The following is a 16611-nucleotide window of genomic DNA, read 5'->3' as shown; positions in this document are numbered from 1 at the left end:
GGCGCCCCATGACCGCACAACCCAATTCTGGCATCCAGCCCACGACGTTCGACAACCCGATGGGCATCGACGGGTTCGAGTTCGTCGAGTTCGCCGCCCCGCAGGGCCAGGCGCAGCACCTGCACGATTACTTCCGCAAGCTGGGCTTCGTGCAGGTCGCGCGTCACAAGACGCGCGCCATCAGCACCTACCGCCAGGGCGACTGCACCTTCCTCATCAACGAGGATCCGGATTCCTTCGCTGCGCGCTTCGCCGCCGAGCACGGACCGAGCGCCTGCGGCTTCGCGATCCGGGTGAAGAAGCTGGCCGAATGGGCGCGCGTGCAGGCGCTGAAGAACGGCGCCGAATCCTTCGACGCCGCCGACGAACTGACCAAGGCCGTGGCCGCGCCCGTCATCAAGGGCATCGGCGACTGCATGCTCTACATCGTCGACCGCTACGACGACAAGGGCACCATCCACGACCCGGACTACGAATACCTGCCGGGCGTGGACCTGATGCCGAAGGGCTTCGGCCTGACCTTCATCGACCACCTGACCCACAACCTCTACCACGGCAACATGGCCAAGTGGGCGGACTACTACGAGCGGTTGTTCAACTTCCGCGAGATCCGCTACTTCGACATCAAGGGCGCCAAGACCGGCCTGCTGTCGAAGGCGATGACCGCACCCGACGGCATGGTGCGCATCCCGCTCAACGAGTCCAGCGATCCGAAGAGCCAGATCAACGAATACCTCGACGCGTACAAGGGCGAAGGCATCCAGCACATCGCCTGCTTCACCGACGACATCTACACCACGGTGGAGAAGATGCGCGAGGCCGGCATCGCGTTCCTGGACACGCCGGACACGTACTTCGAGGTGATCGACCAGCGTATTCCGAACCATGGCGAAGACGTGGCGCGGCTGGCGCGCAACAAGATCCTGATCGACGCCGACGTGGAGACCAAGCAGCGCAAGCTGCTGCAGATCTTCACCCAGAACGCGCTGGGTCCGATCTTCTTCGAGATCATCCAGCGCAAGGGCAACGAGGGTTTCGGCGAAGGCAACTTCCAGGCGCTGTTCGAGAGCATCGAGCGGGATCAGATGAAGCGCGGGGTGCTGTAAGGTCTCTTCGAGCCCCTCTCCCCTCGGGAGAGGGGTTGGGGAGAGGGAGGGCGAAGCCTTATGGTTTGCCGTGTCAGGAAAGCGGATCAGCAAGGACAGGAGGTCCTGCATGAGCAAGCCACGCTTGCCGACCCACACGCTCGATCATGCCAAGCAGTTGCGCAGGCGCATGACCGATGCCGAACGCCGGCTGTGGCAGTACCTGCGGGCAGGACGCCTGGAGGGATTGAAGTTCCGGCGCCAGCATCCCGTTCCGCCCTACATCGTCGATTTCTGCTGCGTCGAAGCGCGCCTGGTGGTGGAACTGGATGGTTCGCAGCATTCGCCGGCCGCGGATGCTGCAAGAACGCGATACTTGCAGTCTCAGGGATGGCGGGTCGTCCGGTTCTGGGACAACGATGTGCTGAGGGAGGTGGAGGCGGTGGTCACGGCGATCTGGGATTTCGCCTCGCGGCCGGCCCTCTCCCCAACCCCTCTCCCGCCGGGAGAGGGGCTTTGATCGGGACACGATGAGCATGAATGCAAACAGTGGCAACACCTACCAGACCGGCTTCGGCAACCACTTCGCCACCGAGGCGATTCCCGGCACGCTGCCGGAAGGCCGCAACTCGCCGCAGCGGGTCGCGCACGGCTTGTATGCGGAACAACTGAGCGGCACCGCGTTCACGGCGCCGCGCGCGGAGAACCGCCGCAGCTGGCTGTACCGCATCCGCCCGGCGGCGATGCACGGCCCGTTCGCGCCATATGCGCAGCACCGGCTGCACAGCGATTTCAGCGCGGGGCCGGTGTCGCCGGACCAGATGCGGTGGTCGCCGCTGCCGATGCCGGAGACGCCGACCGACTTCGTCGACGGCCTGTACACGATGGCAGGCAATGGCGGTCCCGAGGGACAGCACGGTGTCGGCATCCACCTGTACGCCGCCAACCGCTCGATGCAGGGCCGGTACTTCTACGACGCCGACGGCGAGTTGCTGATCGTGCCGCAGCAGGGCAGCCTGCGCATCGCCACCGAGTTCGGCGTGATCGAGGTCGAGCCGCAGCAGATCGCGGTGATTCCGCGCGGCGTGCGCTTCCTGGTCGAGCTGCCCGACGGCGAGGCGCGTGGCTATGTGTGCGAGAACTTCGGCGCCGCGCTGCGCCTGCCCGACCTGGGGCCGATCGGCTCGAACGGGCTGGCCAATCCGCGCGATTTCGAGACGCCGGTGGCGGCGTACGAGGACGTCGAGGGCGGGTTCGAGCTGATCGCCAAGTTCCAGGGCCACCTGTGGCGCGCCGATATCGGCCACTCGCCGCTGGATGTCGTGGGATGGCACGGCAACTACGCGCCGTACCGCTACGACCTGCGCCGCTTCAATACCATCGGCTCGATCAGCTTCGACCATCCCGATCCGTCGATCTTCCTGGTGCTGACCTCGCCCAGCGACACGCCCGGCGTGGGCAACATGGATTTCGTGATCTTCCCGCCGCGCTGGCTGGTGGCGCAGGACACGTTCCGGCCGCCGTGGTTCCACCGCAACATCGCCAGCGAGTTCATGGGCCTGATCCATGGCGTATACGACGCCAAGGCCGAGGGCTTCGCGCCGGGCGGCGCATCGCTGCACAACTGCATGACCGGGCACGGTCCGGACGCGGCCACATTCGAGAAGGCATCGAACGCCGATCTGACCAAACCCGATGTCATCACCGGCACCATGGCCTTCATGTTCGAGACGCGCGCGGTGATCCGGCCGACGCGGCAGGCGGTCGAGGCCGCGCATCGCCAGCGCGATTACCAGGCCTGCTGGGCGGGCCTGCAGAAGCACTTCGCGCCCAAGGGCTGAGCCGCGCTCAGGGCAGGGCGTTCTCCGCCTGCTCGGCGAGACGTTCCTGCAGGTGTCGCAGGTCATCGGGCGGGAGTGCCTCGAACACGCGCGTGCGGATGCGTCCGGCCAGTGTCGCGGCCACCCTGCCTTCCAGGAACCGCAGCGCGTCGGCGATCGCGTCGCGCATCGCATCGTCGTCCAGCCGCGACTGCAGGCGCTCGCGATGGTGGCGCGCCCCTTCGTCGCGCTGCAGTTCCAGCATGCCCGACAGGTAGACCTTGGCGGCGACGAGCGAGCGTCGCGTGCCGGTCGTGCCGGTCGTGGCGGGCGTGGCGACAGGCGCATGTTCGACGACAGGCGGCGTTGCCGGCTCCCGCGTCGTCGCGGCGATGCCCAGATAGCCCCCGCTAACCAGGCGCTGGATCAGCAGCGGTGCGTCCTGTCCCAGCAGCCGCACCAGTTCCGCCAGGTCGCGTTGCCCGTCGCAGAGGATCAACGCGCGCCGCTCGCGCATGCCCAGCGCGCCCGTGTGGGCCTGCAGTGTCTGGCGGGCGAGATCGGTCTTGGAGGGACGCATGCGCGGGCTGCCGGAAGATCGCGCGCAGGCTAGCCGTGGACGATGAAGTGCCGATGACAGCGCGGCTTCATCGCGGCGACTTAACGCACGAACGCTACGATTCACGTTTGTGCACTGGAGAGCGCCGATGAAGTCGATGTTGCCGATCGTGATGGTCGTCACGCTGTTGTCCGCATGCCAGCGCGAGGAAGCCCGTGCGCCGGCGGTGGAGCCGCAGACCACCGCGACCAGCACGCCGATGGCGGAAGCGCCGGCACCGACGCCGGCCGTGGACGACACGGCCGCGCCGGCCGGGCCGGTGAGCCAGGCCAGTTTCCTCGGCTACGGCGACATGAAGCTGGGCAGCACGATCGATGAAGCGCGCGCGGCCTGGGGCGGCGAACTCAACGGCGCACCGATGGAGGGCACCACCTGCCACTACCTGTGGCCGAAGTGGATCACCCGGCCCGCCGATTTCGCCTTCATGATGGAAGAGGGCAAGTTCGTCCGGTACGACGTCGGCACCGACAAGGAAACCGCGCCGGGTGGTGGCAAGGTCGGCATGAGCATCGACGAACTGCAGAAGCTCTATGGCGGCGCGTTGAAGGCCTCGCCCCACAAGTACACGCAGGGTGGCCAGTATCTGGCCATGGATGCGGGCGATGTGGCGCCGACCCAGCTGATCTTTGAAGCCGATGCCGCCGGCAAGGTGACCTCGTGGCGCGTGGGCCTGTCGCCGCAGGTCGAATACGTGGAAGGCTGCTCCTGATCGGCGCCGCCCGGCTGGCCGCATCGGCGGGCCGGGCATAGAATCGCTGCAGACTCGACGGGGAGCGCGGCGATGGCGGATGCCTGGGGATATTTCGCATTGGGCCTGGTGCTGCTGGCGCTGGGCGGGGATTCCATCGTCAAGGGTGCCTCGGGCCTGGCCCAGCGCCTGGGCGCATCGCCGTTCGTGGCCGGCCTGCTGCTGATCGCGTTCGGCACCTCGCTGCCGGAACTGGCGGTCAATGCGCGTGCCGTGTGGGTGGGTTCGCAGGATCTCGCGCTCGGCAATGCGGTGGGCAGCAACATCGTCAACCTCGGCCTGACCCTGGGCGTGGCCGCGCTGGTGGCGCCGGTGCTGGTACGCATGCGCGTTCTCTCATCGCTGCTGGTGCTGTTGGCGCTCGCCGTGCTGGCGCTCATCGTGTTCGGCCTGGATGGCGTGGTCGGCCGTGTCGAGGGCGGCGTACTGCTGCTGGGCTTCGTGGCGTCGCTGGCGTTCCTGCTGGCGCGCGCGCCCCGCGAGGACGCGGGCGTACGCACCGAGGTCGTGGCCTTCGCGACCACGCATACCGTGCTGTGGATGAACCTGCTGCGCTTCGTCGTGGCGGCGGCGCTGCTGTACTACGGCGCGCGGTTCGTGGTGCAGGGCGCCCCGGTGATCGGCGCGCACTGGGGCCTGTCGCCGCTGCTGACCGGCCTGCTGCCGGTGGCGATCGGCACGGCGCTGCCCGAGATCGCCGCCGCGGCGATGGCGGCGCGGCGCGGGCAGGGCGACATGGTCGCGGGCCATGTCATCGGGTCCAGCCTGTTCAACCTGCTGGTGGTGGTGGGCGGCATGGCGGCGTTCCGGCCGCTGTCGCTGCCGGAGTCGTTCGTGCGGCTGGAACTGCCGGCGGCCATCGCCTTCGTGCTGGTGCTGTACCCGATGTTGCGCGGCGACCTGCGCATCAGCCGCGTGGAAGGCGGCATCCTGCTGGCGGCCTTTGTGGGTTGGGTGATCCTGGAAGTCGCGTTGCTCGCCTGACTGAACAGCGGGTCAGGCTTATGTGAACGGGTTTGTTAAACTCGGGGCGATTGCTCGCGAATGACCCATTCCCTGCAACGCAAGGCGGTTGATGATTCCATTTCTCGAAATCCTGCTCGCGCTGCCGTTCGCGCTGGCGCTGGTGGTGGCGCTGGCACGCGGCCTGTCGCGCGGTGCGACCGCGTGGCTGGCGGGCCTGGCGCCGCTGCTCGGACTGGTGCTGCTGGCGTGGGTGACGCCCAGCGTCCTGCAGGGTTGGAACCTGCGCGCCGACCATGCGTGGATTCCGCAGATCGGCCTGGCCTTCACGCTGCGGCTCGATGGGCTGGCCTGGATGTTCGCCGGCCTGGTGCTGGCGATCGGTGCGCTGGTGGTGATGTACGCGCGCTACTACCTCAGCGCGAAGGACAGCGCGCCGCGCTTCTTCGCCTGCCTGCTGCTGTTCATGGGGTCGATGCTGGGCGTGGTGCTGGCCGGCAACCTGCTGCTGCTGGTGGTGTTCTGGGAACTGACCAGCATCAGTTCGTTCCTGCTGATCGGGTTCTGGTCGCATCGCCAGGACGCGCGCGAGGGCGCGCGGATGGCGCTGGCGATCACCGGCGCCGGTGGACTGGCGCTGCTCGGCGGCGTGCTGCTGCTCGGACGCATCGTCGGCAGCTACGACCTGGACGTGGTGCTGGCCTCGGGCGACCTGATCCGCGCCAGCCCGCTGTATCCGTGGGCGCTGATGCTGGTGCTGGCCGGCGTGTTCACCAAGAGCGCGCAGTTCCCGGTGCACTTCTGGCTGCCGCATGCGATGGCGGCGCCCACGCCGGTGTCGGCCTACCTGCATTCGGCGACGATGGTGAAGGCCGGCGTGTTCCTGCTGGCGCGCCTGCATCCGGCGCTGGCGGGCACCGACCTGTTCTTCTACGTGGTCACCACCGTGGGCGCGCTGACGCTGCTGGTCGGTGCGTGGTTCGCGATCTTCCAGCACGACCTGAAGGGCCTGCTGGCGTATTCCACCATCTCGCACCTGGGCCTGATCACGCTGCTGTTCGGCATCTCCACGCCGATGGCGGTGGTGGCCGGCGTGTTCCACATCCTCAACCACGCCACCTTCAAGGCGTCGCTGTTCATGGCGGCGGGCATCATCGACCACGAGACCGGCACGCGCGACATGCGGCGGCTCGGCAACCTGCGCCGCTACCTGCCGGTGACCAGTGCGCTGGCGATCATCGCGTCGCTGGCGATGGCGGGCATTCCGTTGCTCAACGGGTTCCTGTCCAAGGAGATGTTCTTCGCCGAAGCGCTGGACATCCCGGGGCACCGCGCGATGCGTGACGGCATCGCCGTGGCGGCGCTGCTGTACGGCATCTTCGGCGTGGCTTACAGCCTGCGGTTCGTCTACGAGACGTTCTTCGGCGACGATCCGTACGTGGGCAAGGTGGCGCCGCACGAGCCGCCGCGCTGGATGAAGATTCCGGTGGAGGTGCTGGTGGTGCTCTGCGTCGCGGTGGGCATGTTCCCCGCGTGGACCGTCGCGCCCGTGCTGCACGCCGGCGCCGCCGCCATCCTCGGCGATGCGATGCCGGCATACAGCCTGTCGGTCTGGCACGGAATCAACAAACCGCTGCTGATGAGCCTGGCCAGCATCGCCGGAGGCATCGCCCTGTATTTCGGGCTGCGCCGGTTGTTCGACCTGCACGCCATCGTGCGCCATTCGCTGGGGCGCCACGTGTTCCGCTGGAACATGGAGGCGCTGTATGCGCTGGCGGGCCGTTTCACCTCGCGGATCGCCAACGGGAGCCTGCAGCGCAGCCTGCTCTTCCTGGTGCTCGCGGCCATGGTGGCGGGCGCTGCGCCCTTCGTCACCGCCGCCGCGCCGCCACTGCAGTGGCGCGCGCCGCAGCCGATGCCGATGCTGGGCTGGCTACTGTGGCTGGTGCTGGTGGTGTGCGCGGTCTGGACCATCCGGCTCTACCGGCAGCGACTGCTGGCGGTGATCGTGCTCGGCGGTGCGGGCCTGATGGTCAGCCTGGCCTTCGTCTTCCTGTCCGCGCCGGACCTGGCCCTGACCCAGCTGATGGTGGAAATGGTCAGCCTGGTCCTGCTGCTGCTGGGCCTGCATTACCTGCCGCCACGCTCGCCGCCGGAGCGCACGCCGCGCCGCCGCCTGCGCGACATCGTCGTGGCGCTGGCCGCAGGTACCGGCGTGGGCACGCTGGCCTACCAGATGATGATGCGGCCGGCGGACACCATCAGCGGCGAACTGCTCGCGCGTTCGTTGCCGGAAGCCTACGGCGCCAACGTGGTGAACGTGATCCTGGTGGACTTCCGCGGCTTCGATACGTTCGGCGAGATCACCGTGTTCGGCATCGCGGCGCTGATCGTGCATGCGCTGCTGCGGCGTGCGCGGATGGCGCCGGAGAAGATCATGTCGGGGCCGCCGGTGCAGCTGCCGGTGCCGGCGGACCTGGCGCAGATCATGTTCCCGCTGACGCTGACGGTGTCCGTCTTCCTGTTCCTGCGCGGGCACAACGCGCCGGGCGGCGGCTTCATCGCGGGCCTGGTGCTGGCGGTGCCGCTGCTGGTGCAGTACGTGATCCAGGGCGCGGCGTCGGTGGAGTCGCGGTTCGGGTTCGATTACGTGCGCTGCATCGGCGTGGGCCTGATCGTCGCCGGTGTCAGCGGCGTGGCGTCGATGGGCTTCGGCGTGCCGTTCCTGACCAGTGGGCATCTCGATCTCGAGCTGCCGGTGATCGGGACGGTGCCGCTGGCCAGCGCCATCGGCTTCGATACCGGCGTGTACCTGGTGGTGTTCGGCGGCGCCATGCTGATCCTGTCGATGATGGGCACCATCCGGCCGTCGCGCACACGCGTGTCGCACCTGGGCGTGATGGAGCCGGGCGAGCGTTCCACCCGCACGGGAGAGCTGCGTTGAGGGGGATGTCCTGATGGAACTGGCGATGGCGAGCGCGATCGGCATCCTCACCGCGGCCGGGGTGTACCTGCTGCTGCGTGCGCGCAGCTTCGACGTCATCCTCGGGCTGACGCTGCTGTCGTACGCGACCAACCTGCTGATCTTCAGCGGTGGCCGGCTGGTGCCGGGCAAGCCGGCGGTGCTGCGCGAAGGCGTGGCGCCGACACTGGCGAACTACACCGATCCGCTGCCGCAGGCGCTGGTGCTGACCGCCATCGTGATCGCCTTCGCGATGACGGCGGTGACGGTGGTGCTGGCCATCCGTAGCCGCGGCGACAACGACAGCGACCATGTCGACGGCAGCAAGGCCGAGCGCCAGTTCCTGGCCAGCGAACAGCGCCGCCATGACGAAGCGCGCGAGGCGGTGAAGGGCGACGAGCCGGAGGCGCGCGCATGATGCAGCACCTGCCGGCGCTGCCGATCCTGATTCCGCTGTTCGCGGCGTCCATCGCGCTGTTCTTCGAACATCGCCGGTTCGGCATGGTGCCTCAGCGGATCGTCGCCTGGGTCTCGATCGCCGCGATGCTGGCGGTGTGCGGCGTGCTGGTCGCGTCGGCGGCATCGGGCGGCGTGTCCGTCTACCTGCTCGGCGACTGGCCGGCGCGGCTGGGCATCGTGCTGATGGTCGACCGGCTGTCGGCGCTGATGCTGCTGGTCGGGCTGCTGCTCGCGGCCGCCTGCCTGCTGCACGCGTGCGCCGGTTGGGACCGGCGCGCGCCGCACTTCCATGCGTTCTTCCAGTTCCAGCTGATGGGGTTGAACGGTGCGTTCCTCACCGGCGACGTGTTCAACCTGTTCGTGTTCTTCGAAGTGCTGCTGATTTCGTCGTACGGGTTGATGCTCAGCGGCGGGCGTGGTGAGCGCATGCGCGCCGGCCTGCACTACGTCGCCTTCAACATCGCCGCCTCGACGCTGTTCCTGATCGCGCTGGGCCTGCTCTACGGGATGCTCGGTTCGCTCAACATGGCCGAGCTGTCCGCGCGCGTGGCGCAGCTGCCGCCGGGCGACCTGGCGCTGGTGCAGGCGGCGGCGGGCCTGCTGTTCGTGGTGTTCTGTGCGAAAGCCGCGCTGCTGCCGATGTATTTCTGGTTGCCTGAAACCTATACGCACGCACCGGCGGCGGTGGCCGGCCTGTTCGCCATCATGACCAAGGTGGGCCTGTACGCGGTGCTGCGGCTCGGCACGCTGACCTTCGGGGCGTCGGGGCCGCTGGACGGTTTCGCCTGGCCGGCGTTGCTGGCGCTGGGCGCGGTGACGCTGGTGCTGGCGTCGCTGGGCGTGCTGGCCGCGGTCCGGCTGCGTGCGCTGGCGGCCTATCTGGTGCTGGGTTCGGCAGCCACGCTGTTCGTCGCGTTCTCGCTGAGCACCGTCGGGACGGTGGGCGCGGGGCTGTACTACCTGGTGCACAGCAGTTTCGCAGGCGCCGCGCTGTTCCTGCTGGCCGACCTGATCCGTCGCCGCCGCGGCCGGGCGAGCGACCGCAAGGACCTGATTGCGGCATTGCCCGACAAGACCGTACCCGGTCTGCTGTTCCTGGTGGCAGCGGTCTCGCTGGCGGGCCTGCCGCCGCTGTCGGGCTTCATCGGCAAGCTGCTGCTGCTGGAGGCGGTGCCGGCCGGTCCGCGGACGCTGTGGATCTGGTCGCTGGTACTGGGAACGAGCTTCCTGATGCTGGTCGGCCTGGCGCGCGCGGGAACACGTCTGTTCTGGCGTGTCGAACCGTGGCCCGACGCGGGTACGCACAAGCTGGAGGCCTATACGCCGGAGCAGGATCTGGCCGCGGCGCCTTCGCGCCCGCTCGAGACCGCGGCCATTCTCGTGCTGCTGGGCTACGGCGTGGCGCTGGTGCTGGCCGCGGCGCCGGTGCTGGACTACACGCGCGCCACCGCCGAACAGATACGGGCGCCCGGCGATTACGTCGACCACGTGCGCGCCGCCGCCCCCATCCTGAGGGAGCCCTGAGCATGAGCACTACATGGCGCAAGCGCTGGCTGCCGTCGTTGCCGCTGAGCGTGACGGTATTCTGCTTCTGGCTGCTGATGAACGACCAGATCAGCGCGGGCCACGTGGTGATGGCACTGCTGCTGGCGCTGCTGATTCCCCCGTTCGCCGCGCGGCTGGACCGCGAATTCGCTTCCATCGGCCGACTGCGCAGCGTGCCCCGCATGCTCGGCGTACTGGCGATGGATATCGTGACGGCCAATGTCACGGTGGCGTTGCAGGTGCTGGGGCCGGAACGGAAGATCCGGCCGGGCTTCATCTGGGTGCCGCTCGACATCGGCAACATCCATGGCATCGCCGCGCTGACCAGCATCATCACCCTGACACCGGGCACGGTGTCGTCCGTGCTGTCGGACGATCGCCGCCACCTGCTCGTGCACGTGCTGAACCTGGACGATGCCGACGCGGTGGTCCGGCAGATCAAGACGCGCTACGAGGCGCCGCTGATGGAGATCTTCCCGTGACCCCCCAGGCCCTGGTGATGTACGCCATCATCGCGTCGATGCACGTGGTGGGACTGGCGATGCTGCTGGCGCTGGTGCGGCTGGTGCGCGGCCCCACGGTGCCCGACCGCATCCTGGCGCTGGACACCCTGTTCGTATCGGCCATCGCGTTGCTGGTGCTGTTCGGCATGTACCTGGGCACGGCGGTCTACTTCGAGGCGGCGCTGATCATCGCCATGCTGGGCTTCGTTGGCACGGTGGTGCTGAGCAAGTACGTGCTGCGCCGGGACATCGTCGAATGAGTTGGGTCTTCGCCATCCTGCTGGTGCTGCTGCTGGCCGTGGGCAGCTTCTTCGTCCTGGTCGGCTCCTTCAGCCTGCTCAAGCTGTCGGAGTTCTTCAAGCGCCTGCATGGCCCCACCAAGGCCAGCACGCTGGGCGTGGGCTGCATGCTGATCGCCTCGGTCGGCTACCACGCGCTGAGCGGCACGGATCCGCAGCCGCGCGAGCTGCTGATCACCGCCTTCCTGTTCATCACCGCGCCGATCAGCGCGCACCTGATGGCGAAGGCGGCACTGTCGCTGCACATGGCCGAGCGACCGCCGATGCCGGACGGCGAGCCGGCGCAGCCGACCGATACGGTGGACGAAGACAACGGCAAGGACGCCCGATAGCGCATGCGCACGGCGCTCGTCTTCGGTGCCACGGGTCAGATTGGCGAGGCGTTGCTGGCCCGTCTGGCGGAATGGCAGGTCTTCGCGGTATCGCGCACGCCGCGTCCCGCATCGGCCAACGTGCATTGGCTGCAGGGCGAGTTCGCGCGCATTGCGGGACTGCCCGACGCGGTCGACGTGATCTTCAGCACCGGCCCGCTGGACGGATTCGCGCAGTGGTACGCGCGTGAAAAGGTCGCCACGCCGCGCGTGGTCGCGTTCGGTTCCACCAGCCTGGATACGAAGCAGGCATCCGGCGACGCGTACGAGCGCGACATCGTCGCGCGCCTGCAGGCCGCCGAGCGGCTCGTCTTCGACACCGCCGCATCGAAGGACGCCGCGGCCACCGTGCTGCGCCCGACCCTGGTCTACGGCGCCGGGCGCGACCAGACGCTGGCGCGGATCGCGGCGATGGCGCGGCGGATGGGCTTCTTCGTACTGCCGCGCGGCGCCGACGGACAACGCCAGCCGGTGCACGTCGATGATCTGGCCGACGCCGCGCTCGCCGTGGTGGAAGCGCCCGCCACGCACGGGCAGGCGTACGCGCTGCCCGGCGGAGAAGCCCTGGCCTATCGCGACATGGTGGCGCGCACGCTGGCCGCGCTCGATCCGCCCGCCCGGCTATGGCAGGTGCCGATGCCGGTGTTCAGGGCGACGTTGTCGCTGGCCCGCACGGCGGGCGTGATGCGCGGACTCACCGACGATGCGGTGGCGCGCATGCGCGAGGACCTGGTATTCGATGCCTCGCCCGCGCGGCGCGATTTCGGGTATGCGCCGCGTGCCTTCATCGTCGACAGGCGAACGGTCGGTGCGTAGAGCGGAGCTTGCTCCGCTGCTCTTCACGATGTCGACTCGATGCCATTCACCGCAGCAGCCGGGAAACCCCGTACTCGCTCAGTACTTCCAGCCCATCTTCCGGTAGAACTTGCTGAGCACCCACACCGGGCCGATCAGCAGGTAGGTGAGGTCGGTCAGGAAGCTGGGCTTCTTGCCTTCGATCTTGTGGCCGATGAACTGCGCGATCCAGGCCAGCACGAAGACCGAGATGGCCAGATAGAGCAGGTTCTGCAGGCCCAGCAGCGATTCCAGCCATCGCGTCAGCCAGGCCATGGCGATGAAGATCGCCAGCATGCCGAAACCCAGTGGGCGCGAGAGTTTGTAGTAGTACATCCACGCGCCGAACATCGCCAGCGCCGCCCACATGCCGGACTTCACCCAGGTGCCGAACACCGGGATGCACCACAGCAGCGCCACCACCGTCCACAGGATCGCCGGCACGGCGAAGACATGGATCAGCTGGTTGGTCTTGTTGACGTGGTCGCCGGAATAGCTGGCGAACCAGCGGTCCACCGGACGTTGCGCGGTCGCGTTCATTCATCCCTCCCGAGGATGGCAATGCGGCAGGGTATGGAGCATACCCCAGCCCGGGAGGGGGTTGCCGGGCCGGCCATCGCAACATCGCAGGGGGGGAGGGCGAGGCCGGCCTTGTAGGAGCGGGCCATGCCCGCGATGCTCTTCGACCACCGCGAGCAGAAGCATCGCGGGCATGGCCCGCTCCTACAAAGCTGCATGCGGTCAGTCGACGGTGATGCCGGCCAGCTTCTGCAGCGCTTCGGCGTATTTGGCACGCGTGCGCTCGATGACCTCCGCCGGCAACGACGGGCCGGGTGCCGTCTTGTCCCAGTCCAGGGTCTCCAGATAGTCGCGCACGAACTGCTTGTCGTAGCTCGGCGGACTGGTGCCGACCTCGTACTCGTCGGCAGGCCAGTAGCGCGAGGAATCCGGCGTCAGCATCTCGTCCATGATGTAGAGGCGACCATCCTCATCCGTGCCGAACTCGAACTTGGTGTCGGCCAGCAGGATGCCGCGCTCGGCGGCGAAGTCGGCGGCGAAGCGGTAGATGCGCAGGGTGGCGTCGCGCACGCGCTCGGCCAGTTCGGCGCCCACGGTCTTGACCATGGCGTCGAAGTCGATGTTCTCGTCGTGGTCGCCCACGGCGGCTTTCGTCGACGGCGTGAAGATCGGTTCTGCCAGCTTCTCGGCCTGGCGCAGGCCATCGGGCAACTCGATGCCGCTGACCTTGCCCGTACGCTGGTAGTCCTTCCAGCCGCTGCCGATCAGGTAGCCGCGGGCGATGGCTTCCACCGGCACGGGCTTGAGCTTCTTCGTCACCACCGCGCGCCTGGCGTACGGCGACGCGTCCACGCCGGCCGGCAGCACGCGGGCCACGTCGATGCCGGTCAGGTGGTTCGGCATCAGGTGCGCCGTCTTGGCGAACCAGAAATTGGAGATCTGGCAGAGCATCTCGCCCTTGCCGGGAATCGGGTCGGGCAGCACCACGTCGAACGCGGACAGCCGATCGGTGGCCACCATCAACAGGAAATCGCCTTCCGGCGCATCGGCGGGCAGGCGGTCGCGGGGCAGGTCGAACACGTCGCGGACCTTGCCGCGATGGCGCAGGGTGAGGCCGGGCAGATCGGATTGCAGCAACGTCGTGGGCACAAACACTCCTTGGGGAGTTCCGGAAACCAGCGAGGCGGTACAGCGTCGTGCGGGCGTGCGGCAGGCCGTGCGCCCGAGGCCCCGGGGCGGCCGTCTACCCGCTGCAGCGGGGCCGGGTACCGGACCGGGCCGCGTAGTGTACGGGCTCGGGGGCGCCATGTGCCGTAAAATGCCCGCCTTGTCGGAGAAGGCGGGCCGGATGAAGCGCTGGTACGGAAAACTGCTGGGATTCGTGGCCGGCTGGCTGCTGATGCGCCACCCGCTGGGCGGCCTGGTCGGCCTGATCATCGGCCACGCCTTCGACGAGGACTGGTTCAAGCTCAGCCGCGACAACCCGTATCGCACGCTCGGCCTGACCAGCGACGCCAGCGATGCGGAAATCGACCAGGCCTATCGCCGGCTGATCTCGCAGTACCACCCCGACAAGATGGCCGGCGCGGCGGAAGACCTGCGCCGCCAGGCCGAACGGAAGGCCGGCGAGATCAACGCCGCCTACGACCGCATCAAGACCCTGCGCAAGCGCAACTGAGCCCGTCCATGCCGAACTGCATCATCGCCCCGTCCATCCTGTCCGCCGATTTCGCCCGCCTGGGCGAGGAGGTCGACCACGTACTGAAGGCCGGTGCCGACTGGGTGCACTTCGACGTGATGGACAACCATTACGTGCCCAACCTGACCATCGGCCCCCTGGTGTGCAGCGCGCTGCGCAAGCACGGCGTCACCGCGCCGATCGACGTACACCTGATGGTGGAGCCGGTGGACCGCATCATTCCCGACTTCGCCGAGGCCGGCGCCAGCATCATCAGCTTCCATCCGGAAGCCTCGAAGCACGTGCACCGCACGATCCAGCTCATCAAGTCATCGGGCTGCAAGGCCGGCCTGGTGCTCAACCCCGGCACGCCGGTCGAGGTGCTGGACTGGGTGCTGCCGGAACTCGACCTGGTGCTGCTGATGTCGGTGAACCCCGGCTTCGGCGGGCAGGCTTTCATCCCGTCGGCGCTGGACAAGCTGCGCGCGGTGCGCGCGATGATCGACAAGACCGGCAAGGACATCCGGCTGGAGATCGACGGCGGCGTGAAGGCCGACAACATCGGCCAGATCGCGGCCGCCGGTGCGGACGCGTTCGTCGCCGGCTCGGCGATCTTCAATGCGCCGGACTACAAGGACGTGATCGATCGCATGCGCCAGGCCGTCGCCGAGGTGCGCGGTTGATCGATGCGTAGAGCGGAGCTTGCTCCGCTTGCCGTGCGAGCAGCCGGGCAAGCTCGGCTCCACATGAAAAGGGCGATGGCCTGCGCCACCGCCCCGGAAAATTGGAGGCTGATCCTGCCTCCGCCCGTCGTCCCTGCTATGGCGTTCCACGTTACGTGGCGTCTGTGACGGGGGCGTGACAACTGCTTTGCGTTTGTAGGAGCGACGTGAGTCGCGACCGCACGTCCTCATTCCGACGATTTCCAGCTAGATTCAGGCGCTGGCGGTCGCGGCGTGCGGTCGCGACTCACGTCGCTCCTACAGGAGAGCGGCTATGCTCACGCGTCCCCAGGAACACTTTATGACCACACCCCGCTGGCGCCTGATCCTCAACGGAAAATCCGCCGGCGATGACGACCTGCGCGACGCGGTCCATGCCCTGCGCGAAGAGGGCATCGCGCTCGACGTGCGCGTGACCTGGGAGGACGGCGATGCCGAGCGCTACGTGGCCGAGGCGATCGTCGACGGCGTGGATACGGTCATCGCCGCCGGTGGCGACGGCACGCTGAGCGAAGTGGCCACCACGCTCGCCCACCGCGATGAGTCCGCCGCCGCGCTGCCATCGCTCGGTCTGGTGCCGCTGGGCACCGCCAACGATTTCGCCACCGCGGCCGGCATTCCGGATGAGGCGTTGCCCGCGTTGCGGCTGGTCCGCGAGGTCGTCGCCGTCCCGATGGACCTGCTGCGCATCGACACCGGCGACGGATCGCACTGGTGCGCCAACCTGGCCAGCGGCGGTTTCGGCACCGAGGTGACGGTGGAAACCGACGAGGGCCTGAAGAAGATGCTCGGTGGCCTGGCCTACCTGATCACCGGCATCGCCCGGCTGGGGCGCATCGAGCCCATGAGCGCCCGTGTGCGCGGCCCGGAGTTCGACTGGCAGGGCGATTTCATCGCCCTGGGCATCGGCAACGGTCGCCAGGCCGGCGGCGGGCAGGCGCTCTGCCCGGATGCGCTGGTCGACGATGGTGTGCTGGACCTGACCCTCGTGCCGGAGCTGTCCGGCGAGGTGGCGGCCACCCTCGGCACGCTGGTGAAGGATGGCAAGCACGCCGCGCTGGACCGCGTCGCCACCCGCGTGCGGCTGCCGTGGGTCGAACTGGAGGCCGACCAGCCGCTGACCCTCAATCTGGACGGCGAGCCCTTGCAGTCCCGCCGTTTCCGCATCGAGTGCGTCCCCGGCCGGGTCCGCATGCACCTGCCGGTGGCCTGTCCGTTGCGTCTGCAACCTTAGGAAAGCGCCGAAAACGCTCCCTCGTCATTCCCGCGAAGGCGGGAATCCAGCGACTTCGCACTTGAGCGGCATCAAGTCACCGGGCCCCCATCCGACCCGACGTGCGTCTGTCGAAGGCCGCGGGGATGTCGGCGGTGGTTTGTGGTTTCCCCAGTGGTCGTCGGACCGATGCCTCGGGTAAAGTACGCCCGTGTCCCATCCCGCGCTCCCGCTTTCCAACGTTTCCGCACGCCGTGGCTGGCGATGGTGG

18 protein-coding genes are annotated in these 16611 nt (G+C 68.2%); 15 read left to right on the top strand and 3 right to left on the bottom strand.

Going from position 1 to position 16611, the window contains the following annotated elements; all coding sequences use genetic code 11:
* The first annotated feature begins 8 nt into the window (after positions 1–8).
* From hppD to hmgA, 3 genes are all read left to right on the top strand, one after another.
* Positions 9–1106: a 4-hydroxyphenylpyruvate dioxygenase gene (gene hppD / locus VGN58_RS14190; protein WP_327483828.1), complete on the top strand. Its 1098-nt coding sequence runs from the start codon at positions 9–11 to the stop codon at positions 1104–1106.
* Between the two features lie 109 nt (positions 1107–1215).
* Positions 1216–1605, top strand: coding sequence for an endonuclease domain-containing protein (locus VGN58_RS14185; RefSeq protein WP_327483827.1), 390 nt, complete (start codon positions 1216–1218; stop codon positions 1603–1605).
* Positions 1606–1621: 16 nt separating this feature from the next.
* Positions 1622–2926 (top strand): homogentisate 1,2-dioxygenase, encoded by a 1305-nt coding sequence (gene hmgA / locus VGN58_RS14180; RefSeq protein WP_327483826.1) that lies wholly within the window; start codon positions 1622–1624, stop codon positions 2924–2926.
* 7 nt (positions 2927–2933) lie between these two features.
* Here hmgA and VGN58_RS14175 read toward each other — a convergent pair whose 3' ends face one another.
* A complete protein-coding gene (locus VGN58_RS14175; RefSeq protein ID WP_327483825.1) occupies positions 2934–3485 on the bottom strand; it encodes a hypothetical protein in 552 nt (183 codons plus the stop codon).
* A 127-nt stretch (positions 3486–3612) separates the two neighbouring features.
* On the opposite strand from VGN58_RS14175, the gene VGN58_RS14170 reads away from it, so the two are divergent.
* From VGN58_RS14170 to VGN58_RS14130, 9 genes are all read left to right on the top strand, one after another.
* Positions 3613–4233, top strand: coding sequence for a lectin (locus VGN58_RS14170; RefSeq protein ID WP_327483824.1), 621 nt, complete (start codon positions 3613–3615; stop codon positions 4231–4233).
* A gap of 72 nt (positions 4234–4305) precedes the next feature.
* Positions 4306–5256 carry a calcium/sodium antiporter gene (locus VGN58_RS14165; RefSeq protein ID WP_327483823.1) on the top strand — a complete coding sequence of 317 codons (951 nt, stop codon included), beginning with the start codon at positions 4306–4308 and terminating at the stop codon, positions 5254–5256.
* A gap of 91 nt (positions 5257–5347) precedes the next feature.
* Complete coding sequence (locus tag VGN58_RS14160) at positions 5348–8179, top strand: monovalent cation/H+ antiporter subunit A (protein ID WP_327483822.1); 2832 nt, start codon at positions 5348–5350, stop codon at positions 8177–8179.
* 13 nt (positions 8180–8192) lie between these two features.
* On the top strand, positions 8193–8615 hold the full coding sequence (locus VGN58_RS14155) for a Na+/H+ antiporter subunit C (protein ID WP_327483821.1): 423 nt from the start codon (positions 8193–8195) through the stop codon (positions 8613–8615).
* On the top strand, positions 8615–10180 hold the full coding sequence (locus VGN58_RS14150; RefSeq protein WP_327484672.1) for a monovalent cation/H+ antiporter subunit D: 1566 nt from the start codon (positions 8615–8617) through the stop codon (positions 10178–10180). The genes VGN58_RS14155 and VGN58_RS14150 overlap by 1 nt, the downstream gene beginning before the upstream one ends.
* A 2-nt stretch (positions 10181–10182) precedes the next feature.
* Complete coding sequence (locus VGN58_RS14145) at positions 10183–10683, top strand: Na+/H+ antiporter subunit E (RefSeq protein WP_327483820.1); 501 nt, start codon at positions 10183–10185, stop codon at positions 10681–10683.
* Positions 10684–10700: 17 nt separating this feature from the next.
* Positions 10701–10964, top strand: coding sequence for a K+/H+ antiporter subunit F (locus tag VGN58_RS14140; RefSeq protein ID WP_327484671.1), 264 nt, complete (start codon positions 10701–10703; stop codon positions 10962–10964).
* Entirely contained in the window at positions 10961–11335 is a 375-nt protein-coding gene (locus VGN58_RS14135) for a Na+/H+ antiporter subunit G (protein WP_327483819.1), read from the top strand. The genes VGN58_RS14140 and VGN58_RS14135 overlap by 4 nt, the downstream gene beginning before the upstream one ends.
* 3 nt (positions 11336–11338) lie before the next feature.
* Positions 11339–12190, top strand: a complete 852-nt coding sequence (locus VGN58_RS14130) for an SDR family oxidoreductase (protein WP_327483818.1) — start codon at positions 11339–11341, stop codon at positions 12188–12190.
* A 78-nt stretch (positions 12191–12268) separates the two neighbouring features.
* Here the strand turns inward: VGN58_RS14130 and VGN58_RS14125 are convergent, their stop codons facing one another.
* On the bottom strand, positions 12269–12748 hold the full coding sequence (locus VGN58_RS14125; protein WP_327483817.1) for a DUF962 domain-containing protein: 480 nt from the start codon (positions 12746–12748) through the stop codon (positions 12269–12271).
* A 201-nt stretch (positions 12749–12949) separates the two neighbouring features.
* The gene (locus VGN58_RS14120; RefSeq protein ID WP_327483816.1) at positions 12950–13876 is read right to left on the bottom strand and encodes a phosphoribosylaminoimidazolesuccinocarboxamide synthase; all 927 of its coding nucleotides are present in this window, start codon (positions 13874–13876) and stop codon (positions 12950–12952) included.
* Positions 13877–14075: 199 nt separating this feature from the next.
* Between VGN58_RS14120 and VGN58_RS14115 the strand changes: the two genes are divergently transcribed.
* From VGN58_RS14115 to yegS, 3 genes are all read left to right on the top strand, one after another.
* Positions 14076–14405 carry a J domain-containing protein gene (locus VGN58_RS14115; RefSeq protein ID WP_327483815.1) on the top strand — a complete coding sequence of 110 codons (330 nt, stop codon included), beginning with the start codon at positions 14076–14078 and terminating at the stop codon, positions 14403–14405.
* An 8-nt stretch (positions 14406–14413) separates the two neighbouring features.
* Positions 14414–15088, top strand: a complete 675-nt coding sequence (gene rpe / locus VGN58_RS14110; protein ID WP_327483814.1) for a ribulose-phosphate 3-epimerase — start codon at positions 14414–14416, stop codon at positions 15086–15088.
* A 340-nt stretch (positions 15089–15428) separates the two neighbouring features.
* The gene (gene yegS / locus VGN58_RS14105) at positions 15429–16361 is read left to right on the top strand and encodes a lipid kinase YegS (RefSeq protein ID WP_327483813.1); all 933 of its coding nucleotides are present in this window, start codon (positions 15429–15431) and stop codon (positions 16359–16361) included.
* Positions 16362–16611: the final 250 nt, after the last annotated feature.

The organism is Pseudoxanthomonas sp. (assembly GCF_035999195.1).
Lineage (GTDB): Bacteria > Pseudomonadota > Gammaproteobacteria > Xanthomonadales > Xanthomonadaceae > Pseudoxanthomonas_A.
The sequence above is the reverse complement of the archived record's forward strand: the minus strand, read 5'-3'. Positions and strand labels throughout refer to the sequence as shown.

Coding starts and splice junctions, on each gene's coding strand:
- hppD (WP_327483828.1), top strand. CDS start 9: ATGACCGCACAACCCAATTCTGGCATCCAGCCCACGACGTTCGACAAC.
- VGN58_RS14185 (WP_327483827.1), top strand. CDS start 1,216: ATGAGCAAGCCACGCTTGCCGACCCACACGCTCGATCATGCCAAGCAG.
- hmgA (WP_327483826.1), top strand. CDS start 1,622: ATGAATGCAAACAGTGGCAACACCTACCAGACCGGCTTCGGCAACCAC.
- VGN58_RS14175 (WP_327483825.1), bottom strand. CDS start 3,485: ATGCGTCCCTCCAAGACCGATCTCGCCCGCCAGACACTGCAGGCCCAC.
- VGN58_RS14170 (WP_327483824.1), top strand. CDS start 3,613: ATGAAGTCGATGTTGCCGATCGTGATGGTCGTCACGCTGTTGTCCGCA.
- VGN58_RS14165 (WP_327483823.1), top strand. CDS start 4,306: ATGGCGGATGCCTGGGGATATTTCGCATTGGGCCTGGTGCTGCTGGCG.
- VGN58_RS14160 (WP_327483822.1), top strand. CDS start 5,348: ATGATTCCATTTCTCGAAATCCTGCTCGCGCTGCCGTTCGCGCTGGCG.
- VGN58_RS14155 (WP_327483821.1), top strand. CDS start 8,193: ATGGAACTGGCGATGGCGAGCGCGATCGGCATCCTCACCGCGGCCGGG.
- VGN58_RS14150 (WP_327484672.1), top strand. CDS start 8,615: ATGCAGCACCTGCCGGCGCTGCCGATCCTGATTCCGCTGTTCGCGGCG.
- VGN58_RS14145 (WP_327483820.1), top strand. CDS start 10,183: ATGAGCACTACATGGCGCAAGCGCTGGCTGCCGTCGTTGCCGCTGAGC.
- VGN58_RS14140 (WP_327484671.1), top strand. CDS start 10,701: ATGTACGCCATCATCGCGTCGATGCACGTGGTGGGACTGGCGATGCTG.
- VGN58_RS14135 (WP_327483819.1), top strand. CDS start 10,961: ATGAGTTGGGTCTTCGCCATCCTGCTGGTGCTGCTGCTGGCCGTGGGC.
- VGN58_RS14130 (WP_327483818.1), top strand. CDS start 11,339: ATGCGCACGGCGCTCGTCTTCGGTGCCACGGGTCAGATTGGCGAGGCG.
- VGN58_RS14125 (WP_327483817.1), bottom strand. CDS start 12,748: ATGAACGCGACCGCGCAACGTCCGGTGGACCGCTGGTTCGCCAGCTAT.
- VGN58_RS14115 (WP_327483815.1), top strand. CDS start 14,076: ATGAAGCGCTGGTACGGAAAACTGCTGGGATTCGTGGCCGGCTGGCTG.
- rpe (WP_327483814.1), top strand. CDS start 14,414: ATGCCGAACTGCATCATCGCCCCGTCCATCCTGTCCGCCGATTTCGCC.
- yegS (WP_327483813.1), top strand. CDS start 15,429: ATGACCACACCCCGCTGGCGCCTGATCCTCAACGGAAAATCCGCCGGC.